Source organism: Nocardia pneumoniae NBRC 100136 (assembly GCF_000308755.1).
Lineage (GTDB): Bacteria > Actinomycetota > Actinomycetes > Mycobacteriales > Mycobacteriaceae > Nocardia > Nocardia pneumoniae.
This window is the reverse complement of record NZ_BAGF01000017.1, coordinates 152,534-173,745: the sequence shown is the minus strand read 5'-3', so window position 1 is coordinate 173,745 and position 21,212 is coordinate 152,534. Positions and strand designations below refer to the sequence as shown.

The 21,212-nt window shown below is 69.2% G+C and carries 17 protein-coding genes; 5 read left to right on the top strand and 12 right to left on the bottom strand.

Going from position 1 to position 21,212, the window contains the following annotated elements; translation table 11 throughout:
* Positions 1–90: 90 nt before the first annotated feature.
* Positions 91–1,275, top strand: coding sequence for an MFS transporter (locus ON34_RS04370; RefSeq protein WP_051022151.1), 1,185 nt, complete (start codon positions 91–93; stop codon positions 1,273–1,275).
* 99 nt (positions 1,276–1,374) lie between these two features.
* Here the strand turns inward: ON34_RS04370 and glmS are convergent, their stop codons facing one another.
* Positions 1,375–3,258 (bottom strand): glutamine--fructose-6-phosphate transaminase (isomerizing), encoded by a 1,884-nt coding sequence (glmS, locus tag ON34_RS04365; RefSeq protein WP_040774569.1) that lies wholly within the window; start codon positions 3,256–3,258, stop codon positions 1,375–1,377.
* A gap of 36 nt (positions 3,259–3,294) precedes the next feature.
* Here glmS and ON34_RS04360 point away from each other — a divergent pair, with 36 nt between their 5' ends.
* Entirely contained in the window at positions 3,295–4,152 is an 858-nt protein-coding gene (locus ON34_RS04360; protein WP_040774566.1) for a poly(ethylene terephthalate) hydrolase family protein, read from the top strand.
* Between the two features lie 10 nt (positions 4,153–4,162).
* Here the strand turns inward: ON34_RS04360 and ON34_RS04355 are convergent, their stop codons facing one another.
* From ON34_RS04355 to ON34_RS04335, 5 genes are all read right to left on the bottom strand, one after another.
* Complete coding sequence (locus ON34_RS04355; RefSeq protein WP_040774564.1) at positions 4,163–4,513, bottom strand: hypothetical protein; 351 nt, start codon at positions 4,511–4,513, stop codon at positions 4,163–4,165.
* A gap of 49 nt (positions 4,514–4,562) precedes the next feature.
* Positions 4,563–6,191, bottom strand: coding sequence for a hypothetical protein (locus ON34_RS04350; RefSeq protein WP_040774562.1), 1,629 nt, complete (start codon positions 6,189–6,191; stop codon positions 4,563–4,565).
* A gap of 57 nt (positions 6,192–6,248) precedes the next feature.
* Positions 6,249–6,560, bottom strand: a complete 312-nt coding sequence (locus ON34_RS04345; protein ID WP_157172170.1) for a hypothetical protein — start codon at positions 6,558–6,560, stop codon at positions 6,249–6,251.
* A 429-nt stretch (positions 6,561–6,989) separates the two neighbouring features.
* The gene (locus ON34_RS04340) at positions 6,990–7,292 is read right to left on the bottom strand and encodes a DUF6802 family protein (protein ID WP_040774558.1); all 303 of its coding nucleotides are present in this window, start codon (positions 7,290–7,292) and stop codon (positions 6,990–6,992) included.
* A 158-nt stretch (positions 7,293–7,450) separates the two neighbouring features.
* A complete protein-coding gene (locus ON34_RS04335) occupies positions 7,451–7,642 on the bottom strand; it encodes a PspC domain-containing protein (RefSeq protein ID WP_040774556.1) in 192 nt (63 codons plus the stop codon).
* Positions 7,643–7,788: 146 nt separating this feature from the next.
* Here ON34_RS04335 and ON34_RS04330 point away from each other — a divergent pair, with 146 nt between their 5' ends.
* Entirely contained in the window at positions 7,789–9,444 is a 1,656-nt protein-coding gene (locus ON34_RS04330; protein ID WP_040774709.1) for an ABC-F family ATP-binding cassette domain-containing protein, read from the top strand.
* Positions 9,445–9,740: 296 nt separating this feature from the next.
* Here ON34_RS04330 and glmM read toward each other — a convergent pair whose 3' ends face one another.
* From glmM to ON34_RS04305, 5 genes are all read right to left on the bottom strand, one after another.
* Complete coding sequence (gene glmM / locus ON34_RS04325; protein WP_040774553.1) at positions 9,741–11,117, bottom strand: phosphoglucosamine mutase; 1,377 nt, start codon at positions 11,115–11,117, stop codon at positions 9,741–9,743.
* 285 nt (positions 11,118–11,402) lie between these two features.
* Entirely contained in the window at positions 11,403–11,909 is a 507-nt protein-coding gene (gene rpsI / locus ON34_RS04320) for a 30S ribosomal protein S9 (RefSeq protein ID WP_040774550.1), read from the bottom strand.
* Positions 11,906–12,349, bottom strand: a complete 444-nt coding sequence (gene rplM, locus ON34_RS04315; protein WP_040774548.1) for a 50S ribosomal protein L13 — start codon at positions 12,347–12,349, stop codon at positions 11,906–11,908. Before rplM ends, rpsI begins: the two co-directional genes overlap by 4 nt.
* Positions 12,350–12,527: 178 nt before the next feature.
* Positions 12,528–14,264, bottom strand: a complete 1,737-nt coding sequence (locus ON34_RS33315) for a hypothetical protein (protein ID WP_051022138.1) — start codon at positions 14,262–14,264, stop codon at positions 12,528–12,530.
* A 100-nt stretch (positions 14,265–14,364) separates the two neighbouring features.
* Positions 14,365–16,848, bottom strand: a complete 2,484-nt coding sequence (locus ON34_RS04305) for an FHA domain-containing protein (protein ID WP_040774546.1) — start codon at positions 16,846–16,848, stop codon at positions 14,365–14,367.
* A 106-nt stretch (positions 16,849–16,954) separates the two neighbouring features.
* Here ON34_RS04305 and ON34_RS04300 point away from each other — a divergent pair, with 106 nt between their 5' ends.
* The gene (locus ON34_RS04300) at positions 16,955–18,400 is read left to right on the top strand and encodes a neutral zinc metallopeptidase (RefSeq protein ID WP_051022137.1); all 1,446 of its coding nucleotides are present in this window, start codon (positions 16,955–16,957) and stop codon (positions 18,398–18,400) included.
* 55 nt (positions 18,401–18,455) lie between these two features.
* Here ON34_RS04300 and ON34_RS04295 read toward each other — a convergent pair whose 3' ends face one another.
* Positions 18,456–19,778: an FHA domain-containing protein gene (locus ON34_RS04295; RefSeq protein WP_040774543.1), complete on the bottom strand. Its 1,323-nt coding sequence runs from the start codon at positions 19,776–19,778 to the stop codon at positions 18,456–18,458.
* A gap of 146 nt (positions 19,779–19,924) precedes the next feature.
* Between ON34_RS04295 and ON34_RS04290 the strand changes: the two genes are divergently transcribed.
* Positions 19,925–21,130, top strand: coding sequence for a DUF7373 family lipoprotein (locus ON34_RS04290; protein ID WP_040774540.1), 1,206 nt, complete (start codon positions 19,925–19,927; stop codon positions 21,128–21,130).
* The last annotated feature ends 82 nt before the right edge of the window (positions 21,131–21,212 follow it).

The following is a 21,212-nucleotide window of genomic DNA, read 5'->3' as shown; positions in this document are numbered from 1 at the left end:
GTCACAATAGCCCGCGCTTGCAATTATATTGCGTCTGCAATTATTGTGGTCGCTGGTAAAAATCCCACGCAAATCATGTGGAGGCTCCCCGTGCCGCTCGCACTGCTAGCCCTGACCCTCGGAGCATTCGCCATCGGGACGACGGAGTTCGTCGTGGTCGGCTTGCTGCCCGAGGTCGCCGACACCTACGCGGTGTCCATCCCCACCGCGGGCCTGCTGGTCAGCGGGTACGCGCTCGGCGTCGTCGCGGGTGCGCCGCTGATGACCGCGCTCGGCACCCGCGTGTCGCGCAAGCGCATGCTGCTGGGCACGCTGACGCTGCTGGTCCTCGGCAACGTCTTGTCCGCGGTCGCACCGACCTTCGGCCTGATGCTCACCGGACGGATCGTGGCGTCGCTCGCGCACGGCGCGTTCTTCGGCATCGGCGCGGTCGTCGCGGGCACCCTGGCCAGCGCCGACCGGCGGGCCGGAGCGATCGCGATCATGTTCACCGGGCTCACCGTCGCCACCATGGTCGGCGTGCCGCTGGGCACCCTGCTCGGCCAGCACTTCGGCTGGCGGCTGACCTTCCTGTTCGTCGCGCTCGTCGGCCTGATCGGCCTGGTTGGCGTCGGAGCGCTGGTTCCGCGGCAGCCCGCGCCCGCCGACGCGAGGCTGCGCACCGAACTCGCTGTCTTCCGCAACCCGCAGGTCCTGCTGGCCATGGCGATGACGGTGCTCGGCTTCGGTGGCGTGTTCGCCGCGATCACCTATCTGGCCCCGATGATGACCGAGGTCACCGGCTACGCGGACAGCTCGGTCACCTGGCTGCTCGTGCTCTTCGGCCTGGGGTTCTTCGCGGGCAACCTGATCGGCGGCAAGTTCGCCGACCGGCACCTGATGCCGATGCTGTACCTCACCCTCGGCGGGCTCGCGATCGTTCTCGCGCTGTTCACCGTCACCGCGCACAACAAGGTCGCCGCCGCGATCACCGTCGTGCTGATCGGCGCACTCGGCTTCGCCACCGTCCCGCCGCTGCAGAAACGCGTCCTCGATCAGGCGGCGGGCGCGCCGACCCTGGCCTCGGCCGTCAATATCGGAGCGTTCAACCTCGGCAATGCCGTCTCCGCGTGGCTGGGCGGGCTGGTCATCGCCGCCGGGCTCGGATACACCTCGCCCAACTGGGTCGGCGTCGCCTTGGTCTTGGTGGCGCTCGGCCTCGCAGTTCTCTCCGGCTACCTGGAGCGCCGCACCCCGACTATCCAGGCCGAGCCTCTGGTCCCAGCGCACGCATAGGGACTCCGATTCGATGCACCGGCGGTGGCCGCTACGTTGCCGCGATAGCGTCCGGAGGATGACGAGCAGCCGCGCACGGAAAGGTGCGCGGCTGCCGGTCTATTCCACGGTGACGGACTTCGCCAGGTTGCGGGGCTTGTCGACGTCGTAGCCCCGGGTCTGCGCCACCTCGGCGGCGAAGATCTGCAGCGGCACCGTCGACAGCAGTGGCTGGAACAAGGTTGGCGCGCTCGGGATCTCGATGAGGTCGTCGGCGAACGGACGGACCGTGTCGTCGCCTTCCTCCGCGATCACGATGGTGCGCGCGCCGCGGGCCTGGATCTCCCGGATATTGCTCAGCAGCTTCGAGTGCAGCACCGCCCGGCCCTTCGGGGACGGCATCACCACGATCACCGGAAGCCCGTCCTCGATCAGCGCGATCGGACCGTGCTTGAGCTCGCCCGCCGCAAAACCCTCGGCGTGCATGTAGGCCAGCTCCTTGAGTTTGAGCGCGCCCTCCAGCGCCACCGGGTACCCGACGTGACGGCCGAGGAACAGCACCGTCGGCACATGCGCGAGCTCGCGCGCGATGGCCCGCACCTGCGGCGCCGTCTGCAGCACCCGCTCCACCAGCCGCGGCATCGCCTCGAGTTCGGCGAACTCGCGCGCGACCTCGTCCGGGTACTTGGTGCCGCGCGCCTGCGCCAAAGCGAGCCCGACCAGGTAATTCGCGGTCACCTGGGCCAGGAACGCCTTGGTGGAGGCGACGCCGATCTCCGGCCCGGCCCTGGTGTAGAGCACCGCGTCGGACTCGCGCGGAATCTGCGCGCCGTTGGTGTTGCAGATCGCGAGGACGCGCGCCTTCTGCTCCTTGGCGTGGCGCACCGCCTCCAGCGTGTCGGCGGTCTCACCGGACTGGGAGATCGCCACCACCAGCGTGGAGCGGTCCAGAACGGGATCGCGGTAGCGGAACTCGCTGGCCAGCTCGACCTCGACCGGCAGCCGGGTCCAGTGTTCGATGGCGTATTTGGCCAGCAGACCGGAGTGATAGGCGCTGCCGCACGCGACGACGAACACCTTGTCGAAATCACGCAGCTCTTGGTCGGCCAGACGCTGCTCGTCCAGCACGATCCGGCCCGCGCCGTCCTGATCGGTGCTGAAATGCCCCATCAGCGTGTCGGCGACGGCGGCGGGCTGCTCCTCGATCTCCTTGAGCATGAAGTAGTCGTGACCGCCCTTCTCGGCGGCGGCCAGATCCCAGTCGATGGTGAACGGGCGCGTGCGCGAACCGGCGTCCTCGCCCGCGAAGTCGGTCACCCGGTAGCTGTCCAGGGTGATCACCACGGCTTGGTCCTGGCCGAGTTCGACCGCCTCCCGGGTGTGCTCGATGAACGCCGTGACGTCCGAGGCGATGAACATCTCGCCCTTGCCGACGCCGACCACCAGCGGTGTCGAGCGACGGGCGGCCACGATCATGCCCGGATGGTCGGCATGCGTGAAGACCAGGGTGAACGCACCCTCCAGGCGGCGCAGTACGGCCAGCGCGCTGGCCGCGAAGTCACCAGCGGTCGGGCCCTCGGCATACGCGCGGGCGACGAGATGCACGGCGACCTCGGTGTCGGTGTCGCTGCGCAACTCGACCCCGGCATCTTCCAGCTCACGACGCAGCGGAGCGAAGTTCTCGATGATGCCGTTGTGCACCACGGCGACCTTGCCGCTGAGGTCGCGATGCGGGTGCGCGTTGCGGTCGGTCGGCGCGCCGTGCGTGGCCCAGCGGGTGTGCCCGATGCCGGTGGTACCGGCGAAACGGTCGATCCCGTTTTCGGACAGTTCGGCCTCCAAATTGGCCAGCCGACCGGCCTTGCGTTCCACCGCCAGGGCGCCGGCGCCGTCCAGGATCGCCACGCCCGCGGAGTCGTAGCCGCGATATTCCATGCGGCGCAACGCGTCAACGACGACGCCGAGCGCGTCTCGGTATCCGACGTACCCCACGATTCCGCACATGGCTCACCACACTACTTATCGGATAACGTTCACGTCGTGTCGGCGTCTGTGAAATCGCTACTGAGCACCCTGACCAGCCGCGGCCCGCACCGTGTGCTGCGCGGCAACCTGGCCATCGCCGGGCAGCCGGGAGTGGTGTTCACTCCCGAGGCGGGTCGCAATCTCCCTGCCGTCGCCTTCGGCCACGGCTGGCTGACCGGCGCCGGACACTACCGCGGCCTGCTGGAACACCTCGCTTCCTGGGGCATCGTGGCCGCCGCCCCGGACACCGAGCGCGGGCCGATTCCGTCACATCTGGGACTGGCCGCCGATTTGCTCACCACGCTCGACATCTGCACCGGCGTGCGGCTCGGAGACGGGGAGATCAGCGTGCATCCCGAGCGCCTCGCCCTGGCCGGACACGGCATGGGCGCCGGCGCCGCCGTCATCGCCGCCGCCCAGCGCAGGGTCGCCACCGTCGCGGCCCTGTTCCCCGCGCCGACGGCCCCGTCCGCCGAAGACATCGCACCGAAGCTCGACCTGCCCACGCTGATCTTGGCGGGTGCGACAGACATCACCTCGGTCAGCTCCAACGCCATCCCACTGGCCACGGCATGGGACGGCCCCGCGATCCTGCGCGTCATCGACAAGGCCTCGCACAACGGCATCATCGAGGGCCGCCGCGTCCTCGCCGCGGTGGGTGCGGGCAAGCACGAACCCAAGGCGGCCCGCCTCACCCGCGCGCTGCTGGCCGGTTACCTGCTCGCGACGCTGGCGGGCGACAAGACCTACCGACCCTTCGCCGAGCCCGAGGAAGCGATTCCGCACACCACGGTCATCGACCCCCGAGCACCCCACGAAGAGGAGCCGCCGAAGCTGAAGGTGGGCCAGCTGGTGGGGCTCCTGCGGCGCTGATCACCGCGGCTCAGATCAGCCAGCTCTTGCGCTGGTAGAACTTCGCCTCTTCGTCCTCCTCGTCGACCGGCGTGACCGTCTGATTCGCTTTGCGAGCGGCCATCGATCGCGCGATCGCCTCCCGCTGCTCGCGTGCCTCGGCCTCCAGCCGCTCTTTCTCCTCGGCCTCGGCGCGGGCCCGCTCCAGCTCGGCGGCATGCTCGGCCCAGAACCGGCCCATGTCGGCCGCCAGACTGTCGGCGAATACGCGGCCCCGCGCCGCGGTCTGCTCGTTGATCTCCTGGATCTCGTCGATCAGCAGCGCCATCCTGCGCTGGTTCTCTTCGGCGAGTCGCCTCGCCTCCTCGGCGTAGTTCACCATGCGGCCTCTCCTCGCTCATCCTGCGCGGTCACGCTCCCGGTGACGGGGATCACAGCGGTCCCGCCTCGGCCAGTTCCGCGCCGCTGTCGAAGGGAGCCGCCGGTGCGGGTTCGCCCTGCTCCGGTTTCGTTTCGCTGTGCTCCGGTATGGGCGTCGGCCAATGCTCGCCGTCTTCTTCGCGTCGTGTGGTCGGCGGAGTTCCGGAGGGCACACCTGGCTGGCCGGTGCTCGGTTCGGGGGCGGGTGTGGCGTCGACCGGCTTGTCCTTGTCCGGCGTTTCGGGAGCCGGGGTGTCGGTGGGAGGCACGGGCTCTTTCGGCTCGGTCATCGAGATGACCGGCATGCCATGCTCGTCCAGCTCGAGTTCGAACTCCTGTCGCTTGCCCGCCTCGTCGGACAGGACCAGTCTCACCTGGCCGTCCGGGCCCATCTCGAACGTCACATGCTTTCCGGCGATATCGAACTCGGCCTTCGGCTTGCCGTCGTTGTCGGCGTTCTTCGGATCGACGCTCTCTTTCAGCTTTTCGATCGCGTCGTCGATTCCGCTCTTGATGGTTCCGCTCAGCGCGGAGATGCCCTGCTGGACCGTTTGGGTGAGACCGGACACCAATGGCGACAGTCCCCCGGCCACCTGGCTGATCGCGGCCAGGCCATCCAGTCCCGGCAGCCTGGGAGCAAGAGGTGCCGGGGTCGTCGGCGTGGTCGGCGTTGTCGGCGTGGTGCTCGCCGGTACTGTGCTCGGTGTAGTGCTCGCCGGAACGGTGGAGGGCGACGGCGTGCCGGGAGGGCCCGGCGGCGCCGAAGGAGTGGGCTGGTTCTGGTTGCCCGGCTTGTCCTGGGACGGCTTCGTCGGCCCCTCCGGGCGCGGGTAGGCGCGGTCCGACACCGCCGCCAGCGCGTTGGCCAGGTTCTGGTACTGCTGCTCGAAGTGATCGTCGGTCTGTTTGCAGGCGTCGATGTAGCGCGTCAGCTTGGCATCGAAGTCCCGTTTGAAGGGGTCGCGCAGCCAATCGTCGACGGTATTGCGAATCTTTTCGCCGAGCGGGGTGTCCAGCCGGACCTTTCCCCCGACTTGTCCGGATAAATCGAGTGCGGGGAAGATCCGATAGAGGTCTCTTGCCTGCTTGCTGTTGATCCACTCGCGCGCCTTGTGCACGTCGACGATGACTTTCACATCTTCCGGAGTCTTGCCGTCGATCTTCACGACCCTGCTGCCCTTGCCCGAGTCCTCCAGCAGCCCGATTACCATATCGGCTTTCCAGCCGACCGACTGACGCAGCGAGTTCGCCATCGGCTCGATCACCTTCCACGCATCACGCGTGTGCTGCCGGTCCTCGTCGGCAAGGACGGACTGCTTGGTGAGCATGTCGAGCGCGACGTCGGCCGCCGCTCCCTGCCACAGCGCGGGCAGGCGGCCGGTGTAGCCGCGTTGCGCGTCCCACTGGCTATCCACCTCGGCCAGCGCGGCTTTCAGCGCTTCCCCCGCCTGCTCCAGCTTCTCCACCCGCGTGCCGCGTTGCTCGTCGTACATCGCCAGCAACGTGTTCAGATCGCCGCGGCCGCCGTTGTTGTCGAACGCCGCCTCGTACAGCGGCATGAATTGGATCCAGTACTGCAGCCCGTAGCTGCCTTCGTCCAGAATGGCGTCGATCGCCTTACCCTGCCAGGAAACGGTCATGATTCCGGCTCCTCGAATATCTGGCGTTCAGTGGAAAACGTGTCGGCACCGGCGATCTCATGTCTTGGGTGTCTCCGCCGCACGCTGCTGGTCGGTATCCGAGTACGCCACGACCGCAGCACCCAGCGCGTCAGCGGTGGCGGTCGTGGCATCGCTCCAGTTCTTCAGCCACGCGCTGATCCGCTGCAACCCTTGATGCACCGCGATGCCCTGCTGCGCGTAGTTGCGCCCAGCATCTCCACCGTCACCGAACATATGCTCGGCAACCCGTTTGGACTGATCTCGAACGGCGTTCGCCGATCGCCGATAGTCATCGCCCAGCGCACCGAGCTCCCCCGTCCGAACCCCGACCATCTCCGACCCGCCCACGATCCCCTCCGTCCTCGTAGTCTCGACTCGCCGCGCCGAATCCCCTTCGCGCCGATTGCCGCCATACTTCCTTCGACGCAACCCACCGACATTCGGTTCCCCCGAATCGGAGTCGATATCGGTAGAAACCTACTGTCCGCACCGAGCGGCCACAACCAGGTCGGGTCGCGGTGGATAGCTGACGGTGACCCACCAACCAGGAATCGGTGAAATGCTCAGCGCCGCAATTGTTTCCACTCGACCAGCTGCCCGGCAACACCGGGCCGCCAACACGGCCGCGTCGAGCTGTTCCAGCGCGGCGAGCACTCCCGATTGCCTGGCTCGGAGCCCGCACTGTCCGGAGGGTCAGCGCGCGCACCAGTCCGCTCGCCATCGATCGCTACTGCGGCTATCGAGCGATCAACGCCGAAATCACAACTGCGAGTTGTGCTAGCCGATCCTGCCCTTGTCGGTGCGGACCCATTCGGAGGTGCCGTCGGGGTGGCGGTGGAATTCCCAAGCGGCGTAGTCGCCGTCTTTTTCCACCACCGTGACGTGGTCGGCGAAGCCGTCGTGGTCGTAGTCGGTCCAGACCTGCATCGCCTCGTCGCCGGTGGTGGTGATGGTGTCGAGAGTGCCGTCACCGTCGATGTCCTGGGTGGGGTGGTGCAGTTCGACCGCGCCCAATCCGTTCAGTGACGAGGACGCGTCGATCCCGGGTATGTCCAGACCCGGGAATTCCGAGGTGATCATTGCAACTCCTCAGCGGGACTCGTGCGATGGTGCGGTGCCGCACCAGCGGCATTGCTCCATCCTGACACCCGCGCGCGCTCGACGCATCCCTGTGCGCGCATCCGGCGCGGCCTTCCGGCTCACAGACGACGCGCGATCCACCGGCGCGGCCCTCCGGCTCACTGCTTCGGCATCAGCAGCCACAGCACCAGGTAGATGACGAACTGCGGCCCCGGCAGCAGGCACGAAACCACGAACAGCAGCCGGACGACGTTGGCGTTCCAGCCGAGGTACTCGGCGATGCCGCCGCAGACGCCTGCGATCCACTTGTCCCGGGTGGAGCGGGCGAAACGACGGGTGGGGGCGGTCATGGTGTTCCCTCTCTGGCGATGATCGCTACGACCTCCACTGTGCCCGCCTCCGCACCCCGTGGCATCGGTACGACGACCGATACCAACCCTGATTTCTCCCGGGGCCGACCTCAGGGTGCAACCCCGAGCACGGCAGACTCTTGCTGGTGAGCACCACTCTGCATGCCCGCGGCCTGTCGGCCGGTCACGGCGCGCGCACGCTGTTCGCCGACCTCGATCTGACCCTGGCGCCGGGTGACGTCATCGGCTTGGTCGGCGTGAACGGCGCGGGCAAGTCGACGCTGCTGCGGATGCTCGCCGATCGGCACACGCCGACGGGCAGCATCACGCTCAGTCCGCCGGACGCGACGGTGGGCTATCTGGCCCAAGAGGCGCAGCGGGTGCCCGGCGAGACCGTGCTCGAGTTCCTCGGCCGGCGAACGGGAGTCACCGCGGCGCAGCAAGCGATGGACGCGGCGGCCGAGCACCTCGCCGAAGGCGGCCCCGACGAGTACTCGCCCGCGCTGGAGCGCTGGCTCGCCCTCGGTGGCGCCGACCTGGACCAGCGTGCCCATGAGGTGGCCGCCGACCTCGGCCTCGCCGACAGCCTCCCGAATGGCCTGGACACTCCGATGACCGGCTTGTCCGGCGGCCAGGCCGCGCGGGCCGGACTGGCCTCGGTCCTGCTGTCCCGCTTCGACATCCTGCTGCTGGACGAGCCGACCAACGATCTGGACCTGGACGGCCTGGCGCGCTTGGAGCAGTTCGTCGCCGGTGTCCGGGTTCCGCTGATGGTGATCAGCCACGATCGAGAGTTCTTGGCGCGCACGGTGAATCGCGTCGTGGAGCTGGATCTGGCCCAGCAGCAGGTCGGGCTGTACGACGGCGGCTACGAGGCGTATTTGATGGAGCGGGAGATCGCTCGGCAGCACGCGCGCGAGGCTTACGAGGAGTACGCCGACACCAAGGCGGGCCTGGAAGCACGCGCGCAGATGCAGCGCAACTGGCTCGAACACGGCGTCCGCACCGCACGCCGCAAGGCGCGCGACCCCAGGAAGCTGGATTCGGACAAGGCGGGCCGCAAGATGCGCGCCGAAGCCACCGAGAAGCAAGCGGCCAAGGCCAGGCAGACCCAGCGCCGCATCGAGCGGCTCGAGGTGGTGGAGGAGCCACGCAAGGAGTGGGAGTTGCGGATGAGCATCGCCGCCGCCCCGCGCAGTGGCTCGGTGGTCGCCACCCTGTCCGAAGCGACCGTCACCCGTGGCGATTTCACGCTCGGCCCGATCAGCACCCAGATCGACTGGGCCGACCGCATCGTGCTCACCGGGGCGAACGGCTCCGGAAAGTCCACCCTCTTGGCCGTGCTGCTGGGACGGATCCAGCCGGACGGCGGAACCGCGAGCCTCGGGTCCGGCGTCGCGATCGGCGAGGTCGATCAGGCGCGCGGACTGTTCCGCGGAACCGCGGCACTGGCCGAGACCTTCGGCGCCGAACTGCCGGACCGGCCGGAAGCGGAGCTGCGCACACTGTTGGCCAAATTCGGCCTGCGCGGTACGCACGTGCTGCGTCCCTGCGACACGCTCTCGCCGGGCGAACGCACCCGCGCCGCCCTCGCGCTGCTGCAAGCCCGCGGCGTCAACCTGCTCGTGCTGGACGAGCCGACCAACCACTTGGACCTGCCCGCCATCGAACAGTTGGAGCAGGCCGTCGAATCCTTCACCGGCACACTGCTGCTCGTCACGCACGACCGCCGCATGCTCGACACCGTCCGCGCGACACGCCGCTGGCACATGAGCGCGGGCGTCCTCACCGAAAGGATCTGATCGCGTCTAGTGCCGAGAACCAAGATACGCCGCGCAAAAATGCGGCACGGCTCCGGAACCTCCAGCAGAAGACGGCGGACATAGAAGGCGGGCAATCAACGCCGCTTCTCTCCGCAGAACGCGGCCACGTCGGCCCAACTCCCGTTTTCGAGCGCAGCGAGACCGAGCATTGCCCGTTCGCGGCCCGGCTCGCGTCCGAGCGGCCGCCGCGTCCGCGACGAAGTCGCCAGCGGCGGTCGCTCGGACGCGAGCCACAGAGGGGCCGCGAACACGCAGCGCCACAGGCGCTGCCAAAACTACACAGCCGCGACGCGCTTGGCGAGATCGTCCGCCAGCTGCCGCGCCTGCGCCAGGTCGGTGGCCTCCACCATGACCCGCACGAGTTCCTCGGTGCCGCTGGGACGCAATAGGACTCGGCCGGAGTCGCCGAGCAACCGCTCCGCCTCCTGCACCGCCGCCCGCACCTCGGGTGCGCGCGCGACCAGCGATTTGTCGCCCACCGGCACGTTCACCAGGACCTGCGGCACGGTGTGCAGCACGCTCGCCAGATCGGCCAGGGTGCGCCCGGTCCGCGCCATCCGGGCCATCAGGCGCAAGCCGGTCAGGATGCCGTCGCCGGTGGTGCCGTAGCGCGGGAAGACCACGTGTCCCGACTGCTCGCCGCCGAGGGTGAACCCGCCGCGCCGCAACTCCTCCAGCACGTAGCGGTCGCCGACGGCGGTGGTGCGCACGGTGATTCCGGCCGCCCGCATGGCGATGTGCAGGCCCAGGTTGCTCATCACCGTGGCGACGAGGGTGTCGTGGGCCAGTTCCCCCGCCTCGTGCATGGCCAGGGCCAGAATCGCCAGAATGGCGTCGCCGTCGACGACGGCGCCGTCGGCGTCGACGGCCAGGCAGCGGTCGGCGTCGCCGTCGTGTGCGAGACCCAGATCGGCGCCGTGCTCCAGCACCGCGGCCCGGACCTGGTCGAGATGGGTGGAGCCGCAGCCGTCGTTGATGTTCAGCCCATCGGGCTCGGCGTTGATGGCGATGACGGTCGCGCCCGCCTCGCGATAGGCGGCGGGTCCGACCTCCGCGGCGGCGCCGTGCGCGCAGTCGACCACGACGGTCAGTCCGGACAAATCCTGTCCGGTCGCTTCCACCAGGTGCTCGACGTAGCGCTCATGGGTGCCCGCGAGGCTGTATTGGTCCGGGATGACCAGGCCCTGATCGCGTGCGCCCGCCGCGTTGCGGACTCGGCCGATGCCCGCGCCGGTCGGGCGGAACGGGGTGTCCGCGGCGATCAGCGCCTCGATCCGGTCCTCGATCGCGTCGTCGAGTTTGTGCCCGCCAGCGGCGAAGATCTTGATCCCGTTGTCGGGCATGGGGTTGTGCGAGGCGGAGATCATCACGCCCAGACACGCGTCGTACAAACCGGTGAGGTAGGCGACGGCCGGGGTCGGCAACACCCCCACCGAGAGCACGTCCACCCCCGCCGCGGTCAGCCCCGCCGTCACGGCGGCCTCCAGCATCTCGCCGCTGGCCCGCGGGTCGCGTCCGACCACCGCGAGCGCGCGATTCTTGCCGCGACTGAGGATCTGCGCGGCCGCGCCGGAAACGCGCAGCGCGAGCTCCGGACTCAGCGACTCGTTGGCAAGCCCGCGGACTCCGTCGGTGCCGAACAAACGTCCCATTCCTCGCCCCTACATCGGTGGATCCGCGATGCGAGCGACGGCCCGGGAGACGGCAAATTGTGTCACCACGTGGGGCACCGCGAACACCGCGAGTTCATACAGCACGAGAGCAGGCGACCAGCTGTTCGCTGGGAGCCTGCTCTCGTACAGCTGCCGCGTCGACCGTACCGTATGGACGCGGCGAAAGCGGCGCCCTCGACCGGTTGCGCGGGCTTCGCTTTCTGTCCACGTCCACGGCATCCGGTGCCGCGGGGGCGCCGGATGCCGTGGTCGACGCTGCCGAAATCAGCGCTTCGAGTACTGCGGCGCCTTGCGCGCCTTCTTCAGGCCGTACTTCTTGCGCTCGGTGGCGCGCGGGTCACGGGTCAGGAAGCCGGCCCGCTTCAGGGCGGGACGATCCTCCGGGGTGACCTCGATCAACGCGCGGGCGATGGCCAGCCGCAGGGCGCCTGCCTGGCCGGACGGGCCGCCGCCGACCAGGCGGGCGTGCACGTCGAAGGACTCGGTGCGCTCGACGGTCACCAGCGGCGACTTGACCAGCTGCTGGTGCACCTTGTTCGGGAAGTAGTCCTCGATGGTGCGGCCGTTGAGCACGAAGTTGCCGGTGCCGGGCAGCAGGCGCACGCGGACGACGGCCTCCTTGCGGCGGCCGACGGTCTGCACCGGGCGGTCGATCACGACCGGCGAGTACGACGGCGAGACCTCGGTCTCCTCGTAGCCCGCGCCGTCCTCGACGGCCTCGGCGTCGAACTCCTCGGCGTAGTCCTCGTTGAATTCCTCGGGAGCGGTCACTGGGCCACCTGCTTGATCTCGAACGGAATGGGCTGCTGGGCGGCGTGCGGATGCGTCGGGCCCGCGTAGACCTTCAGCTTGCTCGCGATCGCGTTGCCGAGCTTGTTCTTCGGGATCATGCCCTTGACGGCCTTCTCGACGAGCCGATCGGGCCGGGTCTCCAACACCTGACCGACGGTCCGCGACTTGAGGCCGCCCGGGTGCCCGGAGTGGTGGTGGATCAGCTTGTCCTGCCGCTTGTTGCCGCTGATGGCGACCTTGTCGGCGTTGATGATGATGACGAAATCGCCACCATCGACGTTCGGAGCGTAGGTCGGCTTCGTCTTGCCACGCAGCAGATTCGCTGCCTGGACGGCGAGACGGCCGAGCACTACGTCAGTGGCGTCGATGACGTACCACTGACGGGTCACGTCACCCGCCTTGGGGCTGTACGTAGGCACAGTGCTTCCCTGTCTGTCGTCGGTGTTGCCAGCCCGGCGTGTGGTCGAGGTGATCCCGGCGGCCGGTGGAGACCCGGGACTCGGCGGACGACCGGCACGATTCATCAGGAGATCGGCCGGGCGTTCCACACACCAACGGGCCACGATACCAGCGGGGTAGCGCCGGAAAGAAATCGCGTCAGATCTCGATCGGCGGGCCGAGGTCGATGGCGCCGGGCGGCCCCGGGACCAGGTAGCGCAGGGTATCGATGCCCGGCCGCCCGCAGTCCGGGTCGCCGCCGTGGTCTTCGGACAGGTTGCCCTTGGTGGTGGCGATCCCCGGCTTCGGCTGGTTGATGGCGTAGGGCGTGAGCGGGCATGCGATCGGCTCCGCCTCGCCCCGCGCCGCCACCTCGTCCAGGCGGGTGACCGAGCCCGCGTCGAAACCTGCCGGGCGCGCGGTCAGCTCGGCCTGATCCGTCCCGGCCGGAAGCGCGACCACGGCCAGCGCCACCGCACCGACGACGGTGTTGGCGCCGAACAGATTGCCCTTCATCTTGTTCCAGATCTTGCCCTTGCGGCGCTGCTCCTCGGCGTCATCGGCGTCGGATGGCTGCCACGAACCGTGGCCCGGTTGCTCCTGCGCGCCGTGGTACGGCTGCTGCGCGCCCTGCTGATCAGGGGCTCCCTGATACGGCGGCCGCGGCCCGAGCGGCGGCACCGGGCCACCGGGCGGCGGCCCGGCGAACTCGCCCTGCGGACGTCCGGGCGCGCTGCCGCGCTGATCGTCCGGCGCGCTCGGTGGCCGGGTGAACCGGCTGCCGAGTTCGGCGAGGTTCGGCGGGAGACCGCGCGGCGCCTCGTCGGGCTGGGTGGGATATCCCGGACCGTATTGGACGCCCGGCACCGGCCGGGACGACCCCTGCCCAGGACCGTGCTGGCCGGGGGCCGGTTGCTGCTGCGTCTCCGGCCGTGGCATGGCCTCCGCCTGCCGCTGGGCGTATTCGGCCTGCTGGCGGGGGTCCGCCGGACGCTGCGGGACGGGAGCGGGTTCGGCGACGGGTCGGCCCGGCGGCTCCGGTTCGGCGGCCTCGGTGTCGCTCACCAGCAGATGGACGGCGCCGAGCACCAGCGCGTGCATGGGATGGTCGGCCACGTGCAAGCGGTGCCCGAGATGGTTCTGGAAAGCCAGGCGCAACGCGTCGTTGAAACGCACGTTGCCCGACAGCAGGACCGTGGAGGTGTCCGCGCCGATCGAGCGGGCGGCCGCCATCGCCTCGATCACGACGTTGTCCGCCGACCGGGCATCGCGCATGGCCTCCGCGTCGACCGGGACCTCGACCGACTCGGTGGGCTGCTCGTCGTCGCCGTGCACCGCGACCACCAGCATGGTGCGGCCGTCGGAGTACACGCCCGTCGCGCCGATGCCGTTCGGCCTGGCCCGGTCCGGCGGCCGCACCAGCCCGAGCGCGCGGATGTAACCCGACAGCGCCACGCTCTCCGGCAGCGGCTCGACGATGACGTCGAGCTGTTCCACCATCGAGGCGTAGATCTCGACCTTCTCGTCCGGCCAGCCGTCCGGGAAGGGCAGCGCCACCAGGTCCGGTTTGCCGCGCAAGTGTTTGCCGATCTCCGCGAGCGGGTTGTACATCCGCGCGCGGAACACCAGCTCGGCGGGCCACGTCGCGCCCGCGACCACGATCTGCGGATAACCCAGGATGTCGCGCACGTCGGCGATCGCCATCCCCAGATCGGGCCGGTTGCGCTCCACACCCGGCGTATGCAGCCGGCCCGACGAATCCGCAAGCAAATACGCCGGCGGCGTCCACACACCCTCCACCTGCACCGGGCGGATCGGAACGCCACCGCCGCCCGCCGCAACGGACACCACATCCCAGCCGAGATGCACTGCCCCTACTCGCACCGTCACAGGCATTAGTCTGCCCGGTTCGCGGCCGAGATGCTCGCCGTTGCGGCCCGCCCCCGGTCGTCGCCGTTTTCCCGCGCGGGCGCGACCGCGAGCCGTGCGGAAGGCCTCACGCCGCCGACTTCTTCAGTCGCAACCGGCGCCACGTGACGATCGCGAGCACCAGGGTGATCAACAGCAGCACGCCGATGTCCAGCGCCCAGATCTCCGGCTTGTGCTGCCAGAGCGTGTCGGGCTGCGCGCTGAGGAACAACTCGCGGATGTTCACCGTCGACGCGCCCGCGGCGTAACCCCAGCGGGCCGGGAACAACCAGGACACCTGCTCGAGCACCACCCGGCCGGTGACCGGGATCAGACCGCCCGCCATGACGAACTGGCACATGACGGCCACCACCAGCAGCGGCATCACCTGCTCGTTCGACTTCGCCAGCGACGAGAGCAGCAGGCCGACGACCACGCAGCACACCGCGGTCAGCGCGATGTCGATGTACAGCTCCGCGCTGCCGAGTGCCAGCACCGTGCCCTCGCCCGGCCGCTTCTTGCCCGCGAGCACGATGCCGACCAGCACCGCCGACTGCAGCAGCGCGGTGAAGCTGAACACGGCGATCTTCGCCATCAGATACGCCGAAGGAAGCAGTCCGACCGCGCGTTCCCGCTGGAAGATGGTCCGTTCGCCGACCAAGTCGCGGACGGTGAGCGCGGAGCCCATCAAGCAGGCGCTGAGAATCAGCACCACCAGCAACTGCTGGCTCTCGCCGCCGCCTTCGGGCACGAACGTGCCGTCGGGCAGCGCCTTCAGCGCGCCACGCTGGAAGCCGTTCTTGCCTGGCACCACCAACGCCAGCGGGCCGAGGATGAACGGCAGGGCGACCAGGAACGCCAGGTAGCCGCGGTCGGCCAGGATCAGCCGGATCTGCCTGCGCGCCAGGGTCGAGAACTGTTTGCCGCGACTGGACTGCGGTGGACTGCCCGCGGGTCCGTACGGCTGCGGTGGCGGAGGGGGCGGCGGCGCGAACGCCTGCCGGGAGCGGTAGGCCGCGAACGCCTGATCCGGATTGGCCGCCACATTGGCGAAGATCTCCGCCCAATCGCTGGTGCCGAGCGCCGCGCCGACACCGGCGGGGTTGCCGCAGTAGGCGGTCTTGCCGCCGGGCGCGAGCAGCAGCACCTGATCGCACATGTCCAGGTGCGCCACCGAGTGGGTCACCACGATCACCACGCGGCCCGCGTCGGCGAGCTCGCGCAGCATCACCATGACCTGCCGGTCCAGCGCCGGGTCCAGGCCCGACGTGGGTTCGTCCAGGATGAGCAGCGACGGACCGGTCAGCAGCTCCAGCGCCACCGAGGCGCGTTTGCGCTGACCGCCGGAGAGCCGGTCGACCCTGGTGTCGGCGTGCTCGGTGAGCGAAAGCTCTTGCAGCACCCCGTCGATCACCTTCTGCCGGTCTTCCTTGCTGTTGTCGCGGGGCAGCCGCAGCTCGGCCGCGAAACCGAGCGCCTGGCGCACGGTGAGCTGGCGGTGCAGCACGTCGTCCTGCGGCACCATGCCGATGCGGGAGCGCAGCGCCTCGTACTCGGCGTGCAGGTCGCGGCCCTCGAAGGTGACCACGCCGCCCGACGGCCGGGTGGTGCCCGCGATCAGCCGCGACAGCGTCGACTTGCCCGCGCCGGACGGACCGATCAGCGCGGTCAGCGTCCCGCGGCTGGCCGACATGTTCACGTCGACCAGCAGTTGCTTGTTGCCCTCGACGGTGAATCCGACACCGTGCACCGCCAGTCCCTGCTCGGCGACCGGCTTCTGCCGGTGCACCAGGGCGCCCTGCTGGACGACGAAGTCGACGTTGCCGATGGTGATGATGTCGCGTTCGCGCAGCACCGCCCGCTGCTGCCGGTGCCCGTTGACGAACGTGCCGTTCGCCGAACCGAGGTCCTCGATGGTCAGTCCCTCGGCGGAGGCGACGAGGCGGGCGTGCTTGCGGGAGGCCAGCGGATCGTTGACGACGATCTGGTTGTCGGTGGTGCGGCCGATGCCGAGACCGGTCGGGGGAATCCGGTCCGCGCGGGCGACCGGCGCCGTGGCGGCCCTGGCCCGGACCGGCGGCATGTTCGACGTGTCGGCCCTGGTCGTCATGTTGACGTTCAGCACGGGCGCGGGCGCGTCCTGCGGCGGCGGATAGTGCGGGCGCTGAAACTGTTGCGCGAGTGGCCGAACCTGCGGCGGCGGTCCCGGCGTCGGCACCGGTTGCGGCGGACGCATCGAAGGCCGTTGCGGTGGTTGCGGGTTGGCGGGCAGCAGGTGTAGCAGCGGGCCGCTGATCGCGTCACCCAGCCGGACCTGGGTCGGCCGGTCGATCGACACCGGCTGCGTCACCCTCCTGGCGTCGACGAACACGCCGTTGGTGCTCCTGTTGTCGGTCAACACCCAGGCACTGCCCTGCCAGGACAGCGTCGCGTGCACGCGGGAGACGAGCGGGCTGTCGACGAACAGCGTCACTTCCGGCGCGCGGCCCATGGTGACCTGCTGGCTCGAATCGAATACTCGTTCGTTTCCATCATGGCGCACGGTGATGGTCTGCGCCCCCGGTGAAGACATGCAGCGGATACTATTCCATCACCCGGACATCGGCGGTGCCCCCGACGCGCCTTTGCCCCGATCCGGCGACCGATGTGAACGTGCTACCGGCCGACTAGGGGGAGCCATGCCGACAGCCAAAGCGACCGCGCTCGTTACGGCGCTGCTCAGCGTTCTGGTGCTGGTCGGGGGCTGTACGCGATTCGTGGACGGCCACGCCGTCTCCATCTACGACGATCCGTTCAAGGTCGCCGGACTGCCCACCACGAGCGGGCCGAGCGGACCGCGCGCTGGTGTCCCGGACAGCGCGCTGACCGCGACCAACGGCGACCGCGGCCCGATGGACACCCTCGCGCTCAACGCTGTCGACGACATCCAGACCTACTGGCGCGGTGAGTTCGGCAAGGAATTCCAAGGCGAGTTCAAGCCGGTCGAGAAGCTGGTTTCCTGGAGCGCGAAGTCCGGACGCAGCGAGGCGATCGAGTTCTGCAAGGAGAACACCTACCGTCTGGTGAACGCGGCCTACTGCCGATTGGACAATTCCATCGGCTGGGATCGCGCCGTCCTGCTTCCCACCATGGAGGAGACCTTCGGGAAGATGGCCGTGGTGATGGTGCTCGCGCACGAGTACGGGCACGCGGTGCAGACCATGGCCAAGATCGTCGGACCGAAGGACCCGGTGATCGTCAAGGAGCAGCAGGCCGATTGCTTCGCGGGCGCGTTCATGCGCCACGTCGCCGAGGGCAAGGCGAAACACTTCACCATCAACACCTCCGACGGCCTCAACTCGGTGCTCGCCGCCACCGTGGCCATCCGCGACTCCGACCCCGACGACCCGGAGAGCGTGCACGGCTCCGCCTTCGAACGGGTCACCGCGGTACAGATCGGATTCACCGATGGGCCGCGCGCCTGCAAGGGCATCGACGAAGACGAGATCGACCAGCGCCGCGCCAACCTGCCACAGAGTTTCAGCGGCGACGAAGGGCGCGGCGAGTTCCCCGTGACGAAGGAAGCCCTGGTCGAGCTCACCAAGGCGCTCAAAGCGATTCTGCCGGTCGACGACGAGCCGACTTACGACTACTCCCGGGCGACGATCGATTGCCGCGACGGCGTTGTCACCGAACCGGTCACGTATTGCCCGGCGCAGAACACGATCGCCACGGACATACCCGGCCTCGCCGAGCGGGGTACCTCCAATTCCGACGAGGACGACCCGCTACCCCTCAAGGTGACCGGCGACTACAACGGCTACGTCGTGTTCATCTCCCGATATACCCTGGCCGTCCAGCAGAGCCGCGGCCAGAGTCTCTTCGGCGCCAAAACCGCGCTTCGCGCTGCCTGCCTGTCCGGAGTGGTCACCGGCAAGCTCGCCGAATCCGGGCGGCCGGTCAGTCAGGGCGACATCAAGCTCGCCGCGGGCGATCTGGACGAGGCGGTCTCGGGTCTACTCACCGACGGCTTGGCCGCCAGCGATGCCGAGGGCAAGACCGTGCCGAGCGGCTTCTCCCGGGTCGAGGCTTTCCGCGCGGGAGTCCTGAACGGCGAAAGCATTTGTGCGGCGCGCTATTCCTGATCCGCAATGGCTGGGCTCTGACCCCGGATGGTTCGCGCGAACGCACAGCGCGCGATCAGCGGCCGAAGGGTGGCGGCGCGGCGAGTTCGAAGCGCAGCACCCGGTTGCCGAGCATGATCTCGGCGCCGGGGACGAGCACCATGGACTGGTGCGCCGCCAGGCGCATCCAGTCCCGGTAGCCGGGCAGGCGGGTGCGGGTGCCGTTGGTGGAGCCCCGATCCACCACGGTGACATCCCAATTCACCAGGCGGATCTCGGCGTGCGCACGGGACATGCCGCCGGAAGAGTCGTCGACGCGCAGCGGTACCAGGCCGCGCTCGGCCGCCGCGGAATGCTCCGGGTCGCGGCCGATCACCGCGTCCGCGGCCAGCATGTAGGTCATGCCGTCGTCGAGGATCAGCATGCCCAGCGGCGGGCGTACCACCTCGATCAGCGGCTGCGTCTGGTCCACCGGCATTCCGCACACGGTGCAGAACGCGGCGCGCGGGTCGGTGGGATGCGCACGCGCGCATTTGAATCCCATGACCTTGACGGTGAGCGCCGTGGCCCGCGCGGTCGCCTCCAGACGACGCTGTAGTTCCGGGTCCGGACGCGGCGCGGGGTTGGTGCCGCCCAATTGCGTCGGCGCCTGGTGCGGGTCGATCGGCGCCTGCTCGGACTCGCCGTCGCGCATTGTGGTGGACGGCGCCGACCGGTCGTGCGCATGTGGTTGGGCCTGCTGCCGGTCGGACTCGGCGGGCGGCTCGTGTTCGATGCGCGCGGTCGGCAGCGGTGGCGCTTCGGGGCGGCGATGCGCGCCTTCCGGGCGGGCTGCCCGGCCGTGCGCCGGGATCCGGACGCGCGCGCCGTCGGACCACACGATCGCACCACCGGCCTGCGCGACACCCTCGACCAGCCAGCCGATGCCGCGCTCCGGCGGCAGATCCGGGATGCGGCCCTTCGCGTCGTCGACGAACAAGGCCACCGCACGCGCGGGGACGTTCGCGACCCGGTCCACGGTGAATGCCGCGTCGCTGCCGCGATACCGCTCGATCGAACCGTCATCGGCCAGCACGGCGGTGATCGCGCCGTGCAGGAAGATCGCCACGCCGCCGTTCTCGGCGGTGGACAGGATGCCGAAGTCGATCGGTTCGCCAGGGCTGATCCGCTCGGCATGTTTCATGAGCCAGCGCGTCGCCTGCCGCGCCACCACGGCGCCCGGCCCGTCCGGCTCCCGATCGGTGGCCTCGCGTACCAGTTCGGCCAGTGCTTCGAGTGCGACGACGGCGGGCGAATCGTGGGTCGGCCTGCCCGGCTTACGGTGCGCGACGACGATGACCGCGCCGGCGACCCTGGCCACCGCATGGCTGCCTCCGACGACCTCGACCTGCCGATCCATCACCGGAATCGGCCTCTACCGGGGATGCGGTGCAGGGTCGTCGCCACACCGACAAGGGTATTGCAATACGGACACCATCGGTCCCCCTGCCCGGCGTCCGTCGGGTAACTTCAGTGTCAGCAACGGGAGGAACGAGGGGCCCTGAGATGGTTCGGACGCAACGCATCGCGCTCACCGCGTCATGTCTCGCATTGGCAGGATTGCTGACCGGCTGCGCGGGCGTGCGGGGCACCCCCACCGCCGGGGAAATCGACGTGCGAATGCTGGAAGTCGGCACCTATCCCGTCGACCGCCACGCGTACGACCAGGAGTCCGGCGGCAAAGGGGCGCTGCTGGAAGGCATGCGGATGTCCGACGCGGTGGTCCCGACCGTGCGCATCGATCCGTCCCTGAAGATCGGGCGCGGCAGCACCGTCGTCGCGGACGGCGAGCAGGCGCTCGACTTCGTGGCCAAGGTGTCCAAGCCGGTCTTCGACAATCGCAAGCTGGTCGTCGGGTATGCCGTCAGCGGCGCCGACCGCCCTGATCCGGCGGGGCAGCACAACCCGGGCCCCGAAGCCACGGCGGTCACCGATGTCGTGTTCCGCTTCCCCGACGAGGCCACCGCGAAGCTCGCCGCCCGGGAGCTCGAGGACGTCGACATCGCCGTGTCGCCGGACAACCGCAAATTGCCGTCCAGCAAATTTCCCGACGCCTTCATCCACTGGCGCCCTGGCGTTCCCACCGTCGGCACCTTCATGGCCTACAAGGAATTCGTCATCTCCTTGTTCATCCAGCGGCCGAGGGCCGACGGCGACGACCTGGTGAAATGGGTCGACAAGACCCTCGCCGCCCAGGTGCAGCAGCTGGACAAGTTCACCCCCACCCCGGTCGCCCGACTCGACACCCTGAAGGTCGACCCCGACGGCCTGCTGGCTCGCGTCGCGGTCGCCGACCGCGCCAACCGCACCCCCGACCCGGCGACCTTCGCCGTGTACGGCGGCTTGCACACCGTCCACCGCGCCGACGACGAGGACGCGCACTTGCGCCTGATCGAGGACGCGGGCGTTGACCGCACCGCCGTCGCCGACGACAGCTATGTCGCCCGCACCCGCGACGCGGACGCCGCGCAGAAGCTGGTCACCGGCCTGCTGGAAAGCGAAGGCGGGCACTATGACCCGCTCGGCGCTCCCAGGGACGTTCCCGGCGCCAAGTGTCTCCAGCTCAACGGCAAGGGCGATCCGGAACGGGAGTACAAGTACCGCTGCTACGTCGCCTACAAGCGTTACGTCGGGGTCGTCACCAGTGATAAGGAACCGGACGTGCGACAGAAGGTCGCCGCGGAGTACGCGCTGCTGGCGAACAGTTTCTGAGCACGCGGCGGTGACGGTCGTCACCCGTGCGATCGGCGGATCGCACGGCGGGGTGAAGTAGCATTCCGCCGCAACCACCGCA